This is a genomic window from Bacillus sp. 05T21, assembly GCF_056396785.1.
On sequence record NZ_JBFTMD010000004.1, the window covers coordinates 90903 to 110379 of the forward strand.

The 19477-nt window shown below is 32.8% G+C and carries 11 protein-coding genes and 1 pseudogene; 10 read left to right on the forward strand and 2 right to left on the reverse strand.

Annotation, left to right across the window (positions count from 1 at the left end; translation table 11 throughout):
* Nucleotides 1–242: 242 nt before the first annotated feature.
* The 4 genes from AC1DKZ_RS10930 (at nucleotide 243) to pulA (ending at nucleotide 8696) form a co-directional block, all read left to right on the forward strand.
* The gene (locus AC1DKZ_RS10930) at nucleotides 243–758 is read left to right on the forward strand and encodes a DinB family protein (protein ID WP_476996211.1); all 516 of its coding nucleotides are present in this window, start codon (nucleotides 243–245) and stop codon (nucleotides 756–758) included.
* A 557-nt stretch (nucleotides 759–1315) separates the two neighbouring features.
* Nucleotides 1316–3262: a bifunctional metallophosphatase/5'-nucleotidase gene (locus AC1DKZ_RS10935; RefSeq protein WP_476996212.1), complete on the forward strand. Its 1947-nt coding sequence runs from the start codon at nucleotides 1316–1318 to the stop codon at nucleotides 3260–3262.
* Between the two features lie 676 nt (nucleotides 3263–3938).
* Nucleotides 3939–5642, forward strand: coding sequence for a M4 family metallopeptidase (locus tag AC1DKZ_RS10940; protein WP_476996213.1), 1704 nt, complete (start codon nucleotides 3939–3941; stop codon nucleotides 5640–5642).
* 483 nt (nucleotides 5643–6125) lie between these two features.
* Nucleotides 6126–8696 (forward strand): type I pullulanase, encoded by a 2571-nt coding sequence (gene pulA, locus AC1DKZ_RS10945; protein WP_476996214.1) that lies wholly within the window; start codon nucleotides 6126–6128, stop codon nucleotides 8694–8696.
* A 568-nt stretch (nucleotides 8697–9264) separates the two neighbouring features.
* Here the strand turns inward: pulA and AC1DKZ_RS10950 are convergent.
* Nucleotides 9265–9726 carry a GNAT family N-acetyltransferase gene (locus AC1DKZ_RS10950; RefSeq protein WP_002032325.1) on the reverse strand — a complete coding sequence of 154 codons (462 nt, stop codon included), beginning with the start codon at nucleotides 9724–9726 and terminating at the stop codon, nucleotides 9265–9267.
* A 514-nt stretch (nucleotides 9727–10240) separates the two neighbouring features.
* Here AC1DKZ_RS10950 and AC1DKZ_RS10955 point away from each other — a divergent pair.
* From AC1DKZ_RS10955 to gerXC, 5 genes and pseudogenes are all read left to right on the forward strand, one after another.
* Entirely contained in the window at nucleotides 10241–11671 is a 1431-nt protein-coding gene (locus tag AC1DKZ_RS10955) for an ABC transporter permease (protein WP_476996215.1), read from the forward strand.
* A gap of 11 nt (nucleotides 11672–11682) precedes the next feature.
* Nucleotides 11683–12360 carry an ABC transporter ATP-binding protein gene (locus tag AC1DKZ_RS10960; protein WP_404447814.1) on the forward strand — a complete coding sequence of 226 codons (678 nt, stop codon included), beginning with the start codon at nucleotides 11683–11685 and terminating at the stop codon, nucleotides 12358–12360.
* A gap of 407 nt (nucleotides 12361–12767) precedes the next feature.
* Nucleotides 12768–13847, forward strand: coding sequence for a spore germination protein GerXB (gerXB, locus tag AC1DKZ_RS10965; protein ID WP_476996216.1), 1080 nt, complete (start codon nucleotides 12768–12770; stop codon nucleotides 13845–13847).
* Between the two features lie 56 nt (nucleotides 13848–13903).
* Nucleotides 13904–15382 (forward strand): spore germination protein GerXA, encoded by a 1479-nt coding sequence (gerXA, locus tag AC1DKZ_RS10970; RefSeq protein ID WP_476996217.1) that lies wholly within the window; start codon nucleotides 13904–13906, stop codon nucleotides 15380–15382.
* A pseudogene (gene gerXC, locus AC1DKZ_RS10975) lies at nucleotides 15369–16528 on the forward strand (spore germination protein GerXC). The gene gerXA and the pseudogene gerXC overlap by 14 nt, the downstream one beginning before the upstream one ends.
* A gap of 240 nt (nucleotides 16529–16768) precedes the next feature.
* Here the strand turns inward: gerXC and bla are convergent.
* Nucleotides 16769–17704, reverse strand: coding sequence for a class A beta-lactamase (gene bla / locus AC1DKZ_RS10980; RefSeq protein WP_476996218.1), 936 nt, complete (start codon nucleotides 17702–17704; stop codon nucleotides 16769–16771).
* 469 nt (nucleotides 17705–18173) lie between these two features.
* Here bla and AC1DKZ_RS10985 point away from each other — a divergent pair, with 469 nt between their 5' ends.
* Nucleotides 18174–19466, forward strand: a complete 1293-nt coding sequence (locus AC1DKZ_RS10985; protein ID WP_002189715.1) for a hypothetical protein — start codon at nucleotides 18174–18176, stop codon at nucleotides 19464–19466.
* Nucleotides 19467–19477: the final 11 nt, after the last annotated feature.

A 19477-nucleotide genomic window follows, 5' to 3' on the forward strand; every position in this document is an offset into this window, starting at 1 on the left:
TTTATGTAGTTATATTGAAAGGATTCCGTTGAAAGTATTATGATGTAGCTGTAGCGCATAATAACCTCAAGGAAATCTTCAAGGATGTTGAGAGAACTCATACATTTCAGCATGAATTAGAGAACCTACTAAAGAAAGAAAAGATTGGATTGGAATAATAGTGAAGGAAAATCTTTTTTCCATAGAGAATATTTCTAGCGTAGGAATTTAAGTATGTAGGTTCTAGCGAAAGGAGAATTCACATGAATACATTTGTAAATGACAAGTTTTATGAAACTAGAAATCAATTATTTGAGGAAATTACTTTGTTAAGTGATGCTCAATTTAATAAGAAACCAGATAAGGATAAATGGAGTATAGCACAAGTTTGTCATCACTTAGTTTTATTAGATGAGAGAGTTATAACAGTTATTTCATCGGGATTAAAAAAGATGGATAGTATCTTAAATGAGCGTAAAGAAATTCAGACTATTTTATTAGATAGATCGATAAAATTTATAGCCCCAGAAATGATTGAACCAAGTATAGAACCATTTGAAGTGCAGCAAATGGTTGATTTGTTAAACGACTCTAGAAAAGAATTGATGAGTTTCCTGAGTACAATAGAAGATGAATCTATATTAGCGAAAAAATCAGTGACGCATCCAGCTCTTGGAGAATTACTTCTTGATCAGTGGATAGAACTGATCTATTTGCATGAACAGCGTCATATAGAACAAATTAAAGAGATAAAATTGTTTTGTGGAGTTGAAAAGTAAAAATCATTATCTATTTATTGAGCGATTTGGGATAGCATCAAGATTTCGAGTGATAAAATAGAAATCCTGATTAAAATTATGATGAATTTAGTTGAAAGCAACCAAAAAGCTGAAGAAATTACGAAACTAGCAGATCTTACCCCTGAAGAGGAAATGAACATTCGAAAAAAATCTGAATCCGATTTGCTGTATAAGTGTAACCCCGTCTTAAATGAAGAGCGGGGTTATTATTTTTGGAAGTGATCTCAGCATTTTCATTTAGAAGGAAATAAATTGGCAATGAAATCCGGAAATGAGTTAGATGTCCAAAATTTTGAAAGTACATATACATCTACCGTGGGTTTAGCGCTCTTCACACGTTGGAGGAAGAAGTATTTTATTAGAAAACGATAAAATACTATTCTGTTAGGGGATATATGCATTTTATTCTCTATATTTTCACAGCAAAACCACCTCCAAAATTATCTTTTGTAGTTGAATTTCTTTGAATAATAAGTTACATTTTTAAAGTTCAAGCAACTTTATGACAGTACAAAAAGGGGAGAAATATTGTTATTATGCAAAAAATGAAATGGAAGAACTATGTATGCAATTTTATTATTCTTATGCTTCTTGTAACAGCAGTAACAGTCAAACCAGCTATTTCTAAGGCTGAGGAATCTAATGTTAATATTACATTGTTAGGTACTGCAGATATTCATGGTAGATTTATGCCTTGGGATTATGCGCTTGATGGAGCAAATATGAGTGGAAGTTTGACGCAGCTTTATACGGTTATAAAGAAGGTACGTCAAGAAAATCCAAATACCATATTAGTGGATGCCGGGGATACAATTCAAGGAAACTCAGTAGAATTATTCAACGATAAGCCACAATCACCAATGATGGTAGCAATGAATACAATGGGATATGACGCCTGGGCATTTGGAAATCATGAATTCAACTTTGGATTAGATACATTGAAAAAAGTTAGTGAGCAATACAAGGGAAAGACGTTAGCAGGAAATATTTATAAGGAAAATGGAGAGCGTTTTCTTCCTGCATATACGATTGTTGAAAAAGGTGGAATTAAAGTCGGGATTATTGGTATGAATACACCAATGATTAGTGATTTTGAAAAAGGGACAGATCATTTGGATGGTTTAGTAGTGAAAAATCCAGTAGAAGAGACAAAAAAGGCTATTAAAGAATTAGAAGATAAAGTAGATGTAATGGTAGGGGTTATGCATATGGGACTAGAAAATGAGAATGGAATCCCAGGTACTGGTGTTCAAGATATTGCGAATGCTTGTCCGGAACTAAGCGCTATTTTTGCGGCTCATATGCATAAACTTGTAAAAAAAGAAATTGTAAATGGCGTAATTATTACAGAACCAGATAAATACGGAACGCATATTTCACGTATTGACCTTACTTTTACAAAGCAAGATGGGAAGCTTGTTTTAAAAGATAAAACAGCTACCGCTATACCTGTAAAAAATGCTGATGGAACTACAGTATTATCTGATTCTACACTTGAAGAAACACTAACACCTTTTCATGAGTATGTGAGAGGAGATGCAAATGTTGTAGTCGCTCAATTAAAGGGTAGAAACCTTGTTCCTGAAAATGAAATAAAGGGTATTCCAAGTGTGCAGATTCAAGAGACACCTTTATCAGATTTCTTTCATGAAGTCATGCTCCATTACAGCAAGGCGGATGTAGTAGCCCATCAAATTGATAATGATTATGCCCGTTTGGATATAGGTCCTATAAAGAAGAAAGATATTGCTTATAATTATCAATATGCTTTGGGAGAAATTACAGTATATAAGATAACTGGAAAAGATTTAAAAGACTATATGGAATGGGCAGCAGGATATTTTAACTCATCTCGTGCCGGAGATGTAACAGTTAGCTTTGATAAAAACCGTCGTGCGTCTAAATACAGTACGAACGATTTCTTTGGAGGCGTAAAATACGAAATTGACTTAACAAAACCATATGGTAGTAGAATTACAAATTTACGCTCTATTCGTACAAATAAACCAATCAAAATGAGCGATGTTATGACGCTAGGAATGAATGCGTATAGAATGGAGGCTCTTCAGGCAAAAGGGGGAGTTTTAGAGGGACGTAAATTTGAACAAACTTGGTCATCTAAACAAGAGAATGCATTCGGAGAAACAGGTGGAACCATTCGTAACCTTGCTATTACATATTTAAAAGAGGTAAAGAACGGTGTATACACGCCAAAAGTTATGCATAATTGGAAAATTACTGGTGTAGATACACATTCTTCAGAGCATAAGGCTGTAGTTGATCTTATAAATAAAGGGATTTTAGAAATCCCAAAAACAGAAGATGGAAAATATACAAATATAGCATCTATAAATACTAAAGATTCAATTACAAAAGAAGAGATTGTAGCACTCTCACAAAAAGCTAATATTAATCCAAATCAGTTTAATCATGTAAAAAGAAAAGGTGAATTTTACAAAAAACTTAGTAGGATAATTAAATAAATATAAAAAAGATGGCTCTCGTGCAAAAAACTATTAAACTTGGACATACCATTAACCTAAAAAAGTTTGTGATCGGTATGGAAATATAGAGAATCATCGGTAAAAAATCCCCTGAATCGTTTTGAAAATTTAGGGGATTTTTCATTTGAATAATTATTGTTTCATTTCTCACTATGTATATTTATAATATGCTTTAAAAGAACATACCTTAAGTTAATAACATGCAATAGATATGTCCTTTTCTATATTTAAATGGGGAGACAAATTTATCTTTGAAAGATATTTTTGACAAGATGAAACTCATATAAGACTTCAGCAGTCTCAAAACGTTACAATCCATGCAGCTATAGACATAAATAACAAAATTATATTGAAAAATCTAACTTGTATATGCGTTGCCTCACTAAAGTATTTATCTACTATTCTTAAAATAGTAAAGAGTGGTTTTTTATGTTGTTAATAAGATATAAGTGTACTTTGATTAGAATGAATATAGATAATTAACGACTAACCAATTGGATGAGCACCTAAAAGGGCTCATTTTTTATTTTATCGACCACATATATGTAATTTTGCATAATATTACATAAATTTTGTATTTTCTCTTTTTTTCGACATAAATAGACAGTGTACTTTGTACAAGCTTTCTATTTCAAAAATTATACGAGGTGAAAAAATGAAAAACACAAAGACATTAACTAAGGTAGCATTAACAACAGGATTAGCTTTAACAGCTGTGGCACCATACGGAATAGGTCATGCAGAGGAAACAGATCAACTTCAAGTTCAAATACAGGAGGACTCATTCCGTTCAGGTGAACTTACACAACCGTCACAAAAAACACCAGAGAATGTAGTAAAAGATGCTCTTAAGGAGAAAGCTGAACAAGCTCTTTCTCCAAATCAAGTCAATGGAGAAACAGGAGTAGATTATAAAGTTCTTCAAAAACGTGGTTCGTATGATGGAACAACACTTGTGCGTATGCAGCAAACATACGAAGGAAAAGAAGTATATGGCCATCAATTAACTGCACACGTAGATAATAAGGGTGTTATTAAAAGTGTTTCAGGCGATAGCGCGCAAAATTTAAAACAAGAAGAATTGAAAAAGCCTATTAATCTATCAAAAGATGGAGCGAAACAATATATTTATACGAAGTACGGGAACGATATCAAGTTTATTTCTGAGCCAGAAGTTAAGGAAGTTATTTTTGTTGATGAAAATAATGGACAAGCTAGCAATGCATACCAAGTTACCTTTGAAGCGGCAACACCAAACTATGTTTCCGGAACTTATTTAGTAAATGCACAAAATGGTGATATGTTAAAAAATATGGTACAAGAATCTAACTTAAAAGCAAGTGAAAAACTAGTTGGAGCTTTAAAGGAAAGTAAAAAAAGTAGTCTTACATCATTAACTGGAACAGGAAAAGATGATTTAGGTATATCTCGTTCATTTGGTATTTCTAAACAAAGTAATGGCAAATATGCACTTGCTGATTATACAAGAGGGCAAGGAATTGAAACATATGATGTGAATTACAGAGATATTACTAAAGAAGAAAGCTATTATCCTGGTACACTAGCAACCAGCACTTCAACAACATTTAACGATCCAAAAGCAGTAAGTGCTCATTACTTAGCAACAAAGGTATTTGATTTTTATAAAGATAAATATAAGCGTAATAGTTTTGATAATAAGGGACAAAAGGTAGTTTCAGTTGTACATGCTTGGGATTCTGAAGATACGAACGATCCGAAAAATTGGCAAAATGCATTAAGTGCTAATAATGGAAGTATGCTTGTATATGGCGATTCTATTGTCAAGGCATATGACGTAGCTGGACATGAATTTACACATGCTGTTACTTCTAGCGAATCTAATCTTGAATATTACGGTGAATCTGGTGCGATTAATGAGGCGCTATCTGATATTATGGGAACATCTATTGAGAAATACGTAAATAATGGAAGCTTTAACTGGACAATGGGGGAACAAACTGGATCTGTTTTCCGTGATATGGAAAACCCAGCTTCTGTTCCATCTTCACTTGGAGTACCGTATCCAGATGATTACAGTGAATTTAACGATTTTAATGAATGGGATCAAGGTGGCGTTCATTTTAATTCAAGTATTATTAATAAAGTTGCGTATCTCATTGCAAAAGGCGGAACTCATAACGGAGTAACTGTTAAAGGAATTGGTGAAGATAAAATGTTTGATATTTTCTATTATGCAAATACAGATGAGTTAAACATGACATCTAATTTCAAAGAATTGAAATCAGCATGTATTCGAGTGGCAACTAATAAATATGGGGCGAATACAGCTGAAGTTCAAGCAGTGCAAAAAGCATTTGATGCAGCAAAAATTAAGTAAGTTAGAAATATAGTTTCCATTCGTATATTAATACATTATGAAAATCAGCTAATGTCATTTTAAGGATATTAGCTGATTTTTTACGTAGCAATGTATTAGTGAAAATAAAATTACTAAGCAATAATCAGGCATCTATCTTCAATAAGTTACGACAAATATATAAGATTTTAAGGATATAAAAACAGAAAATTAATAATATATTGACCTCTTAATAGTAAGTGCTATAAAATGAAAGCGATAACAAACGATTGCTTTAAAATGATTTCCCTGATCTTTTATTATTTACAACTATATGAAGGCGAAAAAAATCTATTTTTTTAAGCATTAATGCAAACGTTTTCGTATTAAAAGATCATTGAAATACATACGTGAAAATAGTCAATATGGGGGTGAAGTAAAAGGGATTTCTACATTAATTTAAGCAGTGTAATTTAGTATGAGCATAATAAATAGCTCGTACTATATAAAGAAAGGGTGTATGTGGTGCAAATGACAAAAAGATTAATTAACAAATCATTTTTATTACTTGCCATAATCGTTATGTTATCATCTGTTTTCTCTTTTCAGAGTGTGAAGGCAGTTTCAAATTCGAAAACAACTGAAGTTATCATTCATTACAAAGAGAAATCTGGAAATACAAAAGACTGGAATCTTTGGGTATGGGGAGAAAATGCAAACGGTAAATCTTATGAATTTACTGGTGAAGATGAATTTGGAAAATACGCTAAGATAAAAATAGATGGTGACTATAATCGTGTAGGATTTATAGTTCGTACCAATGAATGGGAAAAAGATGGAGGTGATCACTGGGTTGAAAATATAAGGGATGGTCGTGCTGAAGTATGGATCCTTTCGGGTGATGAAAAAGTATATAATTCTAAGCCTTCTTCGGATCTCTCAATTCAAAAAGCTACTATTGATAGTTTTAATGAAATTACTGTAACGACTAATGTTCCGTTTAATAGTAAGGAACAGAAAATTGAAATTGAAGGCGTTAAAATTAAGGGAATTAGTCCTTATGATAAAAATAGTGGAGATATTACTAATAAGGTTAAAATAATTACGGAACAGAAAATTGATTTAAAACAAACATACAAAGTTAAAATAGCAAACTTAGCTGATGCGAATACTGAAATCGGTAAAGTCATTCGTAGCGAGGAATTTGATAATTTATTTTATTATGGTGGTAATGATTTAGGGAATATATATACTCCGCAACATACAAAGTTCCGTTTATGGGCTCCTACTGCGAGTGAAGCGAAGTTAGTTACATATAAAAAATGGAGCGATAAAATAGGTACTGAAATAAACATGCAACAAGGTGAAAAGGGAACTTGGAAAGCAGAACTTAAAGGGAACCAAAAAGGTCTCTTTTATACGTATAAGGTGAAAATTGGGGATAAGTGGACTGAAGCGGTTGATCCGTATGTGCGTGCTGCTTCTGTAAATGGAGATAAAGGTGCAGTTGTTGATTTAGAAGAAACAAATCCGAAAAAATGGAAAGCAAACAAAAAGCCAAAATTTAAAAATCCGGAAGATGCTATTATATATGAATTGCATGTACGCGATCTTTCCATCCAACCTGAAAGTGGTATTAAGCAAAAAGGGAAATATTTAGGTGTAACAGAAAAAGGAACAAAAGGGCCTGAAGGTGTAAAAACAGGACTTGATCATATGAAAGATCTTGGTGTTACTCACGTTCAGTTTTTACCGATATTTGATTACGCTTCAGTAAATGAAGAAACTTTAAATGAACCACAATATAACTGGGGATATGATCCGAAAAATTTCAACGTCCCAGAGGGCTCCTATTCTACAAATCCTTATGAGCCGACTGTTCGAATAACTGAATTAAAGCAAATGATTCAAGTTCTGCATGATAATAATCTTCGTGTAGTGATGGACGTAGTATATAACCATATGTATAATGCCGCTGAATCTAATTTTCATAAGTTAGTTCCTGGTTATTATTATCGTTACAATGAAGATGGAACATTTGCAAATGGAACTGGTGTAGGAAATGATACCGCTTCGGAACGAAAAATGATGAGGAAGTTTATGGTAGATTCCGTCACATACTGGGCAAAAGAATATAATTTAGATGGGTTCCGTTTTGATTTAATGGGTATTCATGATTATGAAACGATGAATGAGATACGTAAAGCTGTTAATCAAATTGATCCTTCTATTATTCTGCATGGAGAAGGATGGGATTTAAATACACCTCTTGCTGCTGAATTGAAAGCAAATCAAAAAAATGCGGAGAAAATGAAAGGGATTGCTCATTTTAACGATAATATACGTGATGGATTGAAAGGTAGTGTATTTGAGGAGAAAGAAAATGGTTTTGTAAATGGGAAACAAAACATGGAAGACCGTATTAAAAAAGGCATTACAGCCGGTATTGACTATGATACAAATTCGTCTACTTATCAAGATCCGGAGCAGGTGCTAACTTATGTGGAAGCACATGACAATCATACATTATGGGATAAACTTGAGTTGACTAATTCAGGTGACAGTGAAGAAATGCGAAAACAAATGCATAAATTATCTTCTTCTATTTTATTAACATCACAAGGTATTCCATTTTTACATGCAGGACAAGAGTTTATGCGCACAAAATATGGTGATCATAATAGTTACAAATCTCCTGATTCAATTAACCAGATGGACTGGTTACGCCGTGCAGCATTTAATAATGAAGTAGAGTACATGAAGGGCTTAATAGATTTACGCAAAAAATACCCAGCTTTTCGAATGACATCTGCAGAGCAAATTAAAAAGTATGTAGCTTTTATCGATGTTCCAAAAAATGTTGTAGCTTATACAATAGATGGAAAGGGAAGTGGGAATAAAAGCGAATACTTTATGGTGGCTCACAATGCAAATAGGGAAGCCGTTGACATAACACTTCCATCGAAAGGTCCATGGAAAGTGCTAGTAAACGGGAATCAGGCGGGAAGTAAAACACTTTACGTTGTCCATGACAATAAAATTAAAGTTCCTGCATTAAGTTCACTAGTTTTAAAAACAGAGAAACCGATTAAATAAATGCAAAAAGCGAAGTGACGGTTGTTTTCACTTTGCTTTAAAAGTTAACTTAATATAATTTCACATACCGTAATTATATTACAATTTAATAAACAAAAAGAGAAGAACTCACCAAGGTTCTTCTCTTTTTTATGTGTAATTAGGGTTTCCATAACTGTAGATATGGATGGTGTAAATTAATGGATGAATAATTTACTCTTAAAATTATAACAGAACAATTAAAGATTTTTATATGTAATATTGCATATAAAGGGTAAACAACAATAATTTCTTTTCATAAAAATAAGCCCTTGGTGAACATGATGAGTAACCCTTTTCCATATGAAATGAACTTGGTATAGAATGAAAGATTACAAGTATAAGATTCTATACTTAGTAATCTCTAAAGAGAACATTAACTTGCTTTTTTTCGTATCAAAAGGTACACCTTTTGAAGTGACGTAATTTATATGAAAGACAATGTGTTAATTTGTATATTTAATACAGTGATAGTTACCATAATTTTCGAAGCCTATAGTTAATTAACCTTACAATATACGTCTTTTTGGTATATAAATAGCTATATTCATTAGAGAAAGAGTTTTAATCCTTCATGAGAATCTTTAAAACCTAATTTCTTATAAAAGTGTAAAGCTTCTTGTCGTTCTTTATCTGTTGTTAACTGTACTAAATGACATCCCCGTAATTTAGCACGTTGAATAGCCCATTTAATAAGTTTACTTCCTATACCTTTACCACGTTTTGATGAGGCTGTCCGTACACCTTCAATTGTAGCTCTCCAACCCCCTTGACGTACAATGTAAGGCGTAAATGTAATTTGTTGAATACCGACAATCTCCGTCCCATCACACGCTACAATCAACTCGTTATTTGGATCACAATCAATAGCATGAAATGCTCTTATATAACTATCAGGGAGTGGTGTTTCATAGCGCTCTCTTTTATTTCCTAAAACATCATCAGCAAGCATTTTTACAATTTCATCTAAATCATCTGCCGTTGCAATCCTAAATGTTATAGTTTCTGTCACTATCAAAAAACCTCCTTAATGTATGCACTTGTTACTTTTATTTTACTTGTTTAAATACAAAAGGTTAAATTATAAAATATTATGAGTCTCTATAACTTTTTCTTATAGATAGCATAAAAGCCTAACTTATAAAATTATAAGTTAGGCTTTTTAACACAATATTATTATTAGAAAATCCGACCAACTTCAATAAACCTCCATATTCTTTAATGAATTTTCATATTTAGCAAGTACACATATAACCATCTAAATAGGGTGGTTTTTATTTGTTGTATAGAAATTACGTAATAAGCATGGATTTGTATGCTCTCATTCAATGCTATCTAAAGCCATATACCTCCTTGCCAATATTCAAAATACATTACGTTTTTGAATATGTGCTCCGGTTTTTCTTGTCCAGGTCAATGAATAACTACACATAAACTCCTTATATCTCTAGATAAACTACTGATTAGCTCCATATAGACTCTAGATAACCTATATAGAATACAAGTTATCAAGGAGGTAAGAAAAAATGAACTTTATGAAACGAGCAATTCTCAGTATGAAAAAAAGAGTAGGAACATCATTAATTTTGATGGCGGTTTTCCTAATTGTTACAAATTTAGTGTTGGCAGGATTCGCAATCCAAAATGCATCAAAAAAAGCTGCTGATGCAGCAAGAAAAAAACTCGGTGCAGATGTTACTTTAAGTCTTGATTTTGACAAATTAGGTCAACAAGCTAGGGAAACTGGAGAGATGCCTAATCCACCGAAGCTTAATACAAAAGAAGCAGATCAATTAGCGAAGTCAAAGTATGTAAAAGACTATAATTACATAACTAGCACTCTCGGAATTTCTGACGGACTTAAACTAGTAGGAGCTTCAGAAGGAGAAGAAGAAGGAAAAGGTAAGGCGGGAATGGCGGCTGTACGAGGCGGTTCAGGCTCCGGTACAGAAATAGATATGAATTCTTCTTTTATGATTGAGGGAGTTCGCAAAACTGCATTACAAGAAAGCTTTAAGAATGGAAAAAGTAAAATCATTGATGGGAAACCAATTACAGAACAGATGAAAGATCAGAATGTAGCTTTAATGGAAAAACGATTAGCGGAATTAAACAACTTGAAAGTAGGAGACAAAGTTAAAGTGCAATCAGGGGATAAGAAGGAAACCCTGGAGGTTGAAATTATCGGTATTTACGAAACGAATGAGCAAGCAATGGGGCAACAAGCTCCTCCTATAATGGATCCAGCTAATAAACTATATATGCCGCATTCAACTATGAAAAAATTAGAAATAGATCAAGGTATAAGTAGCATTCAAGTCGTGTATTTCTTGAAAGATCCACAAAACATTGAAGCATTTAAAGAAGAAGCAAAAAAATCTGATATTGATTTTAATTATTATAAATTAGATGCACATGATTCGTTGTACAAACAAATGATTGGGCCTATCGAAAATATCTCATCTACTTCTCAAATAATTATTTATATTGTATCAATTGCAGGTGCGATTATTTTAGGGTTAATCATTATGTTATCGATTAAAGCACGTCGTAAGGAAATGGGGATTCTATTGTCCATTGGAGAGAAAAAGTGGAAACTGATGGCGCAGTTCGTAGTAGAAGTAGTATGTATCGCTATTTTAGCATTTGGATTATCCATAACAACAGGAGCAAAAATTTCTCAATTCATAGGGAATAATTTACTTTCGAGTGAAATTGCTACAGCAGGAGAAGAAACAAACACACCACAAAATGGAACTGTAATGGTAGCTGGAACTGGTGGAACTGTACAAAATCAAAAAAAGGATCCAATTGATAAAATTAATGTAAGTGTAACTGGAGAAGATGTAGGGAAAATGGGGGGGATTGGACTAGCTATTGCTATATTAGCAACGCTTCTTCCAGCATTATCTATTCTACGCCTGAATCCAAAACAAATTCTTTTAAAAGATGAATAAGGAGGCTCGATATGGAGACGATTTTACAATTTAAAAACTTAGATTATTATTATGAAAGTAACGGAAAAAAAGTAGCGATACTAGAAAATGTTAACTTTTCTTTTCAAAAAGGACATTTTTACACGATTCTAGGACCATCCGGATCTGGTAAAACCACTACGCTTAGCTTAGGTTGTGGGCTAGATATACCTAAAAATGGTTATGTACTATTTAATGGAAAGGATATTCGGAAAATTGGTTTGGATCGGTACCGTAATCAAAATGTATCGGTAATTTTCCAATCTTATAATTTGATTACCTATATGACTGCTCTTCAAAATGTCTTAACAGCAATGGAAATTACAGGTGTTAAAGTGCAAAATAAAACGGCAAGGGCGTTAGAATTATTAGAGAAAGTAGGACTTACAGAAGTAGAAGCGAAACGAAATGTTCTGCAACTAAGTGGCGGGCAACAGCAGCGTGTAGCAATCGCTCGAGCGTTATCTTGTAATGTTGATTTACTGATTGCGGATGAGCCGACAGGAAACCTCGACGAAGAAACGGCAATGGATATAATAGAACTGTTTCAAGAACTTGCACATAAAGAAAATAAATGTATTATTGTTGTGACGCACTCACAGGAAGTTGCTAAAAAATCAGACCGTGCAGTCTATTTATGTAAGAAGAAGTTGGTAGTAAACGAAATTTAATATCACCCTAGTTTTTTAATTCACATAATTTTCGAAATCAGTTTCTTCAAATATTTATATTTGATATACAATATAACCAAGCCATAATTAAAATGGTCTCCCTGTATTGAATGTTAAGATAGTTTGTTATTCCCTTTTTAACAATTTTTAGAAAAGAACTTGTAGTATATTCTACAGGTTCTTTTTGTTATGATCGGTTTACTATATCATTGAAGAATTGCATATAAAATACTGTCCCGTTTAATTATTTATTTGAAAAAATGAACTAGCTTACATCTCATGTGATAGATTTTATAAATAAGAGCGTTTAATTGTCCATGGCTCTAAGCACTAACCATTTGGAATAAAGATGCAATGTATCAGTTATACTATGTAATATTTATTCATTACAAAATATGGTGGTATGTATGACTAAGCAAACAATTACTTTATTTCAAGTTTCTATGATACTCATTGGTAGTATTGGGATAATTAATCATGTCATTATGATTCCTATGTTATTAGATACCTCAGGTAGAGATTCGTGGATCTCTATCATATTAGTAAGCATTATATACTTGATTTGGATTTCATTAATATTCATCATATATAGAAACGTAAAAAATGAACACTTGTTTTCGTGGTTAAAAAATAATTTCGGGAAACTCAGTGTATATCCAATCATATTCATAGTTGTGATTTATTTAATAACAATTGGTGTCGTTGCACTAAAAGAAACATTAACCTTTTTCTCTTTTTATTTACCAGAAACACCTCACTTTGTATTAGGAATACTTTTTTCAATGATTTGTCTCTATAATGCTACAAGAGGAATTCAATCTATTGCACTTACAACAGGTGTTTTGTTACCTATTGTATTCCTACTTGGTTTTTTTGTAATGTTTGCAAATGTTCCGCATAAAGATTATTCTTTACTTCAGCCAATGATGGAAAATGGAATGAAGCCAGTATTTAAGGGGATGGTTTATCCTGCAGCAGGATTTCTAGAGTTAATTTTTATTCTTTTTTTACAACATCACATTTGTTCAAAAGTCAAATTATATCAATTGATCGCTTTGGGAATGGTTATTATCGGTATCACAATAGGCCCAGTTATGGCAGCTATTATAGAATTTGGACCTTTCGTAGCAGCAAACCAACGATATCCAGCATTTGAAGAATGGAGACTTGTGTCAATAGGAAGGTACATTGAAAATTTAGACTTTCTCTCCGTGTATCAGTGGCTTGTAGGGATATTTATTCGTCTATCACTTGTTGTTTTTCTTATACCAGATTTGTTATCAATTACAAATCAAAAAACGAGAAATGGGATTATGTTTGCAATACTTTCATGTATTTTATTAATAAGTATACTACCCATCAGTGACTCTAATTTCTATTGGTTTGTATCTCAAATTATTTTACCAGTTTCAGCTTTAGGGCTATTTTTGTTTTCTATCTTACTAATAGTGTTTGTATGGATTGCTAAATTTAAGAAAAGCTCTTGAAAGAGTATGAGGATGTATTTTATATAAGGTTGCTGAGTTTGAAGGAGACAACGTAGATGAACAAACGAGTAGAAATAAATGAGAAGATAATACTAGAGTGGTTTGAAGGATGCAACGATGTAAAAGTAATAAAGCGTGAATTGGATGAGAAAGAAAAAAGGAATTCAGTATTGTTTATGTATTGTCAAAACTTAATTGACAATACAAAATTAAAACAAGCCACATCATCCCATGTTTGCAAAGAGCTTTCAAGTAATTCAATAAAAGAGTTTAACCTCTCAACATTAATTCCCCAGTTATCAGTAAAGAAATTAGATATGGTAAATTCGAATGAAACTACCTCTCAGATTATATTTGAAGGTAACCTCCTTATTATTTTTGAAGAATCTAAACATGGATATATAGTTGATATTGCCCAAATACCTACCAGATCGGTTGAACAAACAAATACAGAGATGACCATTCGTGGTGGACGTGATGGATTTGTTGAAGAGTTAAACACAAATATAGGATTAATTAGAAAAAGACTAAAAACGAGTTCTCTTAGTTATGAAGAATTTATTATTGGAGAAAGAACACAAACTAAAGTAGCACTCCTGTATTTAAAAGATGTCGCATCCCAAGATATCATTAATCAAGTTCGATTAAAATTAAGACAAATTAAAATAGACGGGGTTGTTTCAAGTGCACAAATTGAAGAGTTAATTACAAACAATCAATTTAGTGTATTTCCTTTAGTTGAATATACAGGGCGCCCTGATTATGCTGTGAATTGTTTGCTATATGGGCGTTTTATTTTACTGGTTGAAGGGTCACCAACAGCGACAATTGCACCAGTTACATTTCCTTTTTTTGTGAATACATCTGAAGATCAAGATCTTTTCTACATATTCGGTAGCTTTGTACGACTTGTAAGTCTTTTGGGGATAGCAATTTCTATATTTCTTCCAGGAATTTGGATAGCACTAATTACATATCATCCAGATCAGATTCCCTATACGTTGCTAGCTACATTAAGCTTATCAAGAGAAGGGATTCCTTTTCCAGCTCCTTTAGAGGGGCTAATTATGATGACCTTATTTGAAATTTTGAGACAAGCAGGATTGCGTGTTCCTGCCGTATTCGGTCAAACATTATCTGTTGTAGGGGGATTAATTATTGGACAAGCTGCTATTAGTGCAGGCATTGTTTCAGCATCTATGGTCATTATAATAGCAATCTCGGTTGTTTCGACATTTGCTTTAACTAATCAGTCAGTAACAGGAATAATAAGTATATTGCGGTATGTAGTATTCTTAGTATCTTCTTTATTAGGCATAGTAGGATTTATCTTTTGTGTCCTTGTGATGGTGATACATGTAGTAAATTTACGCTCTTTTGGAGTTCCATTCTTTACACCATATTCACCCCCTGTGTTTAAAAGTATGCTAGCAGCCACATTTAGACTTCCTTTCACGTATATGAAAAAAAGACCTGAAGAATTGCATACGCAAGATAATACAAGGAAAAGAGAGAGTACCGATGAAGAAAAATAAAAGAATAGTTATATTTCTTTTTATGATGTGTACGTTTCTAACAGGGTGTTGGGATCAAAGAGAGTTGCATCACGTTTTGTATATAAATAGTCTAGGTATCGATTTTAAAGATAATAACTATATCATCCGTCCGCAATTTATTAATTTTTCTAACATAGCTAAACAAGAAGGGAGCACTACCCGTAATTATAGCCAGGCCTATATCGGAAAGGGAAAAGGCCCCATTTTAGATGAGGCAGCATTTGATTTTTATAAGGGTGCTCAACAAGAAATCTCATGGGAGCATCTCAAAACAATTGTTGTAACAGAGAGATTTCTAAAACATGGTGACTTAAATCAATTTAATGATTTTTTTCTCGTTTTTTTCAATTTCGAGATACTATGTGGATATTTGGAACTAAGGAGCCTTTAGAAAATATATTAGCGAACAATAATATATTAAATATTTCTCAATTATATACAATCATTAATTTACCAAAAGAGATAACCAAGCAATATACAATAATAGATCCTTTACCTTTATATAAATTCCAAAGAAATTATTATGAACCTGGGATGACAACTCGCATTCCATTCTTATCTACGACTAAAACATATTGGAAAAAAGGACATACATCATTTCCAATGTTAAAATTTAGTGGTTATGGTTTTATAAACGATAAATCCTATATAAATCATTTAAACAGCCATGATATTGCTGGGGTTCGATGGACGGATGAAAATACCAAACGAGCTCCATTACTATTAAAATTTAACAAGAAAATCATTGGACATATAGTATTAAAAAATCCAAAGATAGATACAAAGCATGTTATTAAAAATGGAAAATTACGTATACTTATGAACATCCATTTCGATGCTGATATTTTTCAATTAATAAATTCTATGCCTGTGAATGATATTAAAAAAATTGCAGAGGACCAAGTTGAAAAAGAAATTAAAAAAACGTACCGAAAAGGAATCGAAAGAGGGATTGACACGTATCAGTTATCACATTCCTTATATCGGCAGAATTCTAAATTGTGGAAACAGTATAAAAAAGAGGGGGGGATATCCCTTCAAAATAAAGAATTAGATTTAAATGTCTCGATTAATATAGCTACAAATGGAAAATCTAAAAATATGCGTAATATGATTGAGCATTAGAATGGTTGAAGATGAAAGGAAACGTAAAATTATTAACTCTAAATAGGAGATTCGAACTTGAAAGACCACTACGATGTGGCGTCGTCTTCTTTAGGAATGGGATGAGAGTTCGATTAGGAGCAGAAGGAGGCTTTTGCCTCCTTCTTTGCCTGAAAACACGCTTACATTTCTTAGCGTTTAGATAAGTACAAGTATTTAAAACTATATGTGCCGTAAAGTAGGAGCAGCTTAAATTCATTACTATGATTTATTCGTTACTTTTAAAGCGTCTAACACTATTTTAGTTGCATTTGCAATAAGTTTATCATCGTATTTCGCATCTTCTTTCGCATGATTAGAAAGTATCGCAAGAATAATTGGCTTTTTATTTGGTGGCCAAATGATTGCAATATCATTCCTTGTTCCATAAGACCCAGAGCCGGTCTTATCGGCTACTTCCCATTCTCCTGGAACTCCAGCACGAATTAAGTTGTCCCCCGTAGTATTTCTTTTCATCAAATCTATTAAAAAGTTCCGTTTCTCAATGGAAAGTATATCGCCTAGCGCGTATGCTTGAAGACTAGTAGCTAATGCCTTTGGGGTACTAGTATCACGAGTGTCTCCTGGCTGCACTTCGTTTAATTCTGGTTCAAAACGTTCAGGATTTGTGACAGTATCTCCTATTTCTCTCAGTGATTTTTTGAATTCATTTGGCCCACCTAATTGCTTAAGAATAAGATTTTGTGCAGTATTATCGCTATATCGAATGGAAGCATCCGCAAGCTCTTTAAGAGTCATACCTGTATCTACATATTTTTCAGTAATTGGATTGTAATTCACAAGATCTTTGCTAGTATACTTAATTCTTTGATCTAAATCTTCTATTGATTTCTTTTGTAACAGTGCTCCAACAGCAAGGGCTTTGTGGGTAGATGCGTATGCAAACCGTTCATCTGAACGATAAGTAACAGTTTGATTGGTACCTGTGTCCAATGCATAAATACCAAGTTTAGCATCATATTCTTTTTCAAGCTTTACAAAAGAATGATTACCTGTATTTTCTTGTTTGGTTTGTTTCGGTGGTTCGGATTGAATATTACTATTGGAACAGCCTATAAGCGTTGCACATGAAAGTAATACTACAGGGAGCATCTTTTTATAATGTGCGATGTGAAAAAACTTCTTTGAAACTAGCATACATTTTCAACCTCTTTCAAGAATATATGGATTTTGTTTAGGTATTTTACATACCGATACAATTAACAAATGTACCAGATAGCACTCATCTTGTGTTTCTTGCATTACAAAATGAGAGAACTACCAAAAGCACCTTTTTTATACGTAATAGACAATCTAAGTAACACATTTGTTCCATTTATGATTAAGGTTTTGAATATGTCCATTAATTTTATTTATAAGAATCACAAAATCCACCTTTTTTGCACGCCACTTAATTTAATGTGGATTTCGATTGAGTTTACCTCGTAATGGGAATTTCAATTGGATTGCGCATATATAACAACCTCGTTCCGGACAGAATAAGTAATAACAACTACTGATTTCATTTTAAGTGAGGTGTTATACGATACATACGACAAAGCAAAAAAGACTTGTGGTGCAAAGTATAACTACATTTAGTCTACTAATAACGACTATCTTTACACCCATGCTTATTTACATTGTTTATGGATTACAGATTTCGAAAGGCTTTGAGGGATACTGGCCATCAATCTTGTTTTATACAACTTATATGACGGGTGTGTTTATCTGGATACCTATTGTGAATAAGGCTGGGATTCACCGCTCCTTATATTGGACTGTTTCTATTCTGATAGTATCATTACTTAGTGTTACTTTCTTTGGATGGAGTTCGAGATGGCTCGAAATAAGTGCGTTATTTTCTGGTTTTGCAGTTAGTACAATTTCTACCATGACGAGTACTTTATTGTTTCTACATGTGGAAGGCGGGGGAAAGGTTTATAATAAAAATCAACAAGCGATTATTATTGGTATCGTTTTTCTTTTACTAATAATCGTTTTGTTAGCGATTAGTTTTTTATCGCCGCCGCTGATAACATGCATATATGGGATTTGTTTAATCAGTATCCTTTTTGCTATAAAAAAAATGCCGAGAACAGAGTTAGCCAAAGGGCTTTTACCTATCTCCATCGTATCGGTTGTAGGAAAGTTTCTTTTTGTCTCAATGCTTATTCTTTTGATTCGAACAAGTCGTAACATAAATAATGAACAATATATTTTTTATTTTTTTCTACTTTCTATAGCGCTTATTTGTTTCATGTTTTTGAGTTTGTTGAAAGGAAAGTTCTTTCATAAACTTTCATCTTCTTTACCAATCCGCTTAAAGGCAGAATCATTTTTACTTGGATTAGGAAATGGATATTTATTTTTGATGGGTATTTTTTATAGTTTTACTTTCTATAACATGTTAACCTGTATTTTCATTGTAGTTGGACCATACCTATTAGGGATTTTGATGTCCATATTTTTAGATATCAAAGCTGCTAAGAAAGTTAATCTAATCCATTTATTTTTAGTAAGTACTTTAATCATGATATTCGGGTTTTATTCTCCAATATTTATAGTCCTTAGCGTTACATTTGGGAGCTATGCCATTAATAGTATTTCTTCTCAAAATAATATGAAAGTATATATGGTGAATGCTACACATAGAGAGCTTTCTTTACTCATTTACACAACATGGAGAAATATGGGGAATATATTTTTACAATTTTTTATATTGATTGTGATTGTGGGAGTAGGGGTGTTTTACGATGTCGAATGGTCGCAACTTTTCCAAACAATTGTTGGGAAGGGTCAAATGCAGATTGAAGGGTTATCCGTACAACGATTGATGTTTATGTTAGCAATTTGCTGTTGGCTTGGCATGGTGGGCTTAGGTATGTGGATTGGTAAAAAAGCTAATCCCAATATTGCTTAAAAAGTAACTCG

Bases quoted from the DNA above. Each gene is read 5' to 3' on its own strand.
- AC1DKZ_RS10930 (WP_476996211.1), top strand. From the start codon at position 243: ATGAATACATTTGTAAATGACAAGTTTTATGAAACTAGAAATCAATTA.
- AC1DKZ_RS10935 (WP_476996212.1), top strand. From the start codon at position 1,316: ATGCAAAAAATGAAATGGAAGAACTATGTATGCAATTTTATTATTCTT.
- AC1DKZ_RS10940 (WP_476996213.1), top strand. From the start codon at position 3,939: ATGAAAAACACAAAGACATTAACTAAGGTAGCATTAACAACAGGATTA.
- AC1DKZ_RS10955 (WP_476996215.1), top strand. From the start codon at position 10,241: ATGAACTTTATGAAACGAGCAATTCTCAGTATGAAAAAAAGAGTAGGA.
- AC1DKZ_RS10960 (WP_404447814.1), top strand. From the start codon at position 11,683: ATGGAGACGATTTTACAATTTAAAAACTTAGATTATTATTATGAAAGT.
- gerXB (WP_476996216.1), top strand. From the start codon at position 12,768: ATGACTAAGCAAACAATTACTTTATTTCAAGTTTCTATGATACTCATT.
- gerXA (WP_476996217.1), top strand. From the start codon at position 13,904: ATGAACAAACGAGTAGAAATAAATGAGAAGATAATACTAGAGTGGTTT.
- bla (WP_476996218.1), bottom strand. From the start codon at position 17,704: ATGCTAGTTTCAAAGAAGTTTTTTCACATCGCACATTATAAAAAGATG.
- AC1DKZ_RS10985 (WP_002189715.1), top strand. From the start codon at position 18,174: ATGCTTATTTACATTGTTTATGGATTACAGATTTCGAAAGGCTTTGAG.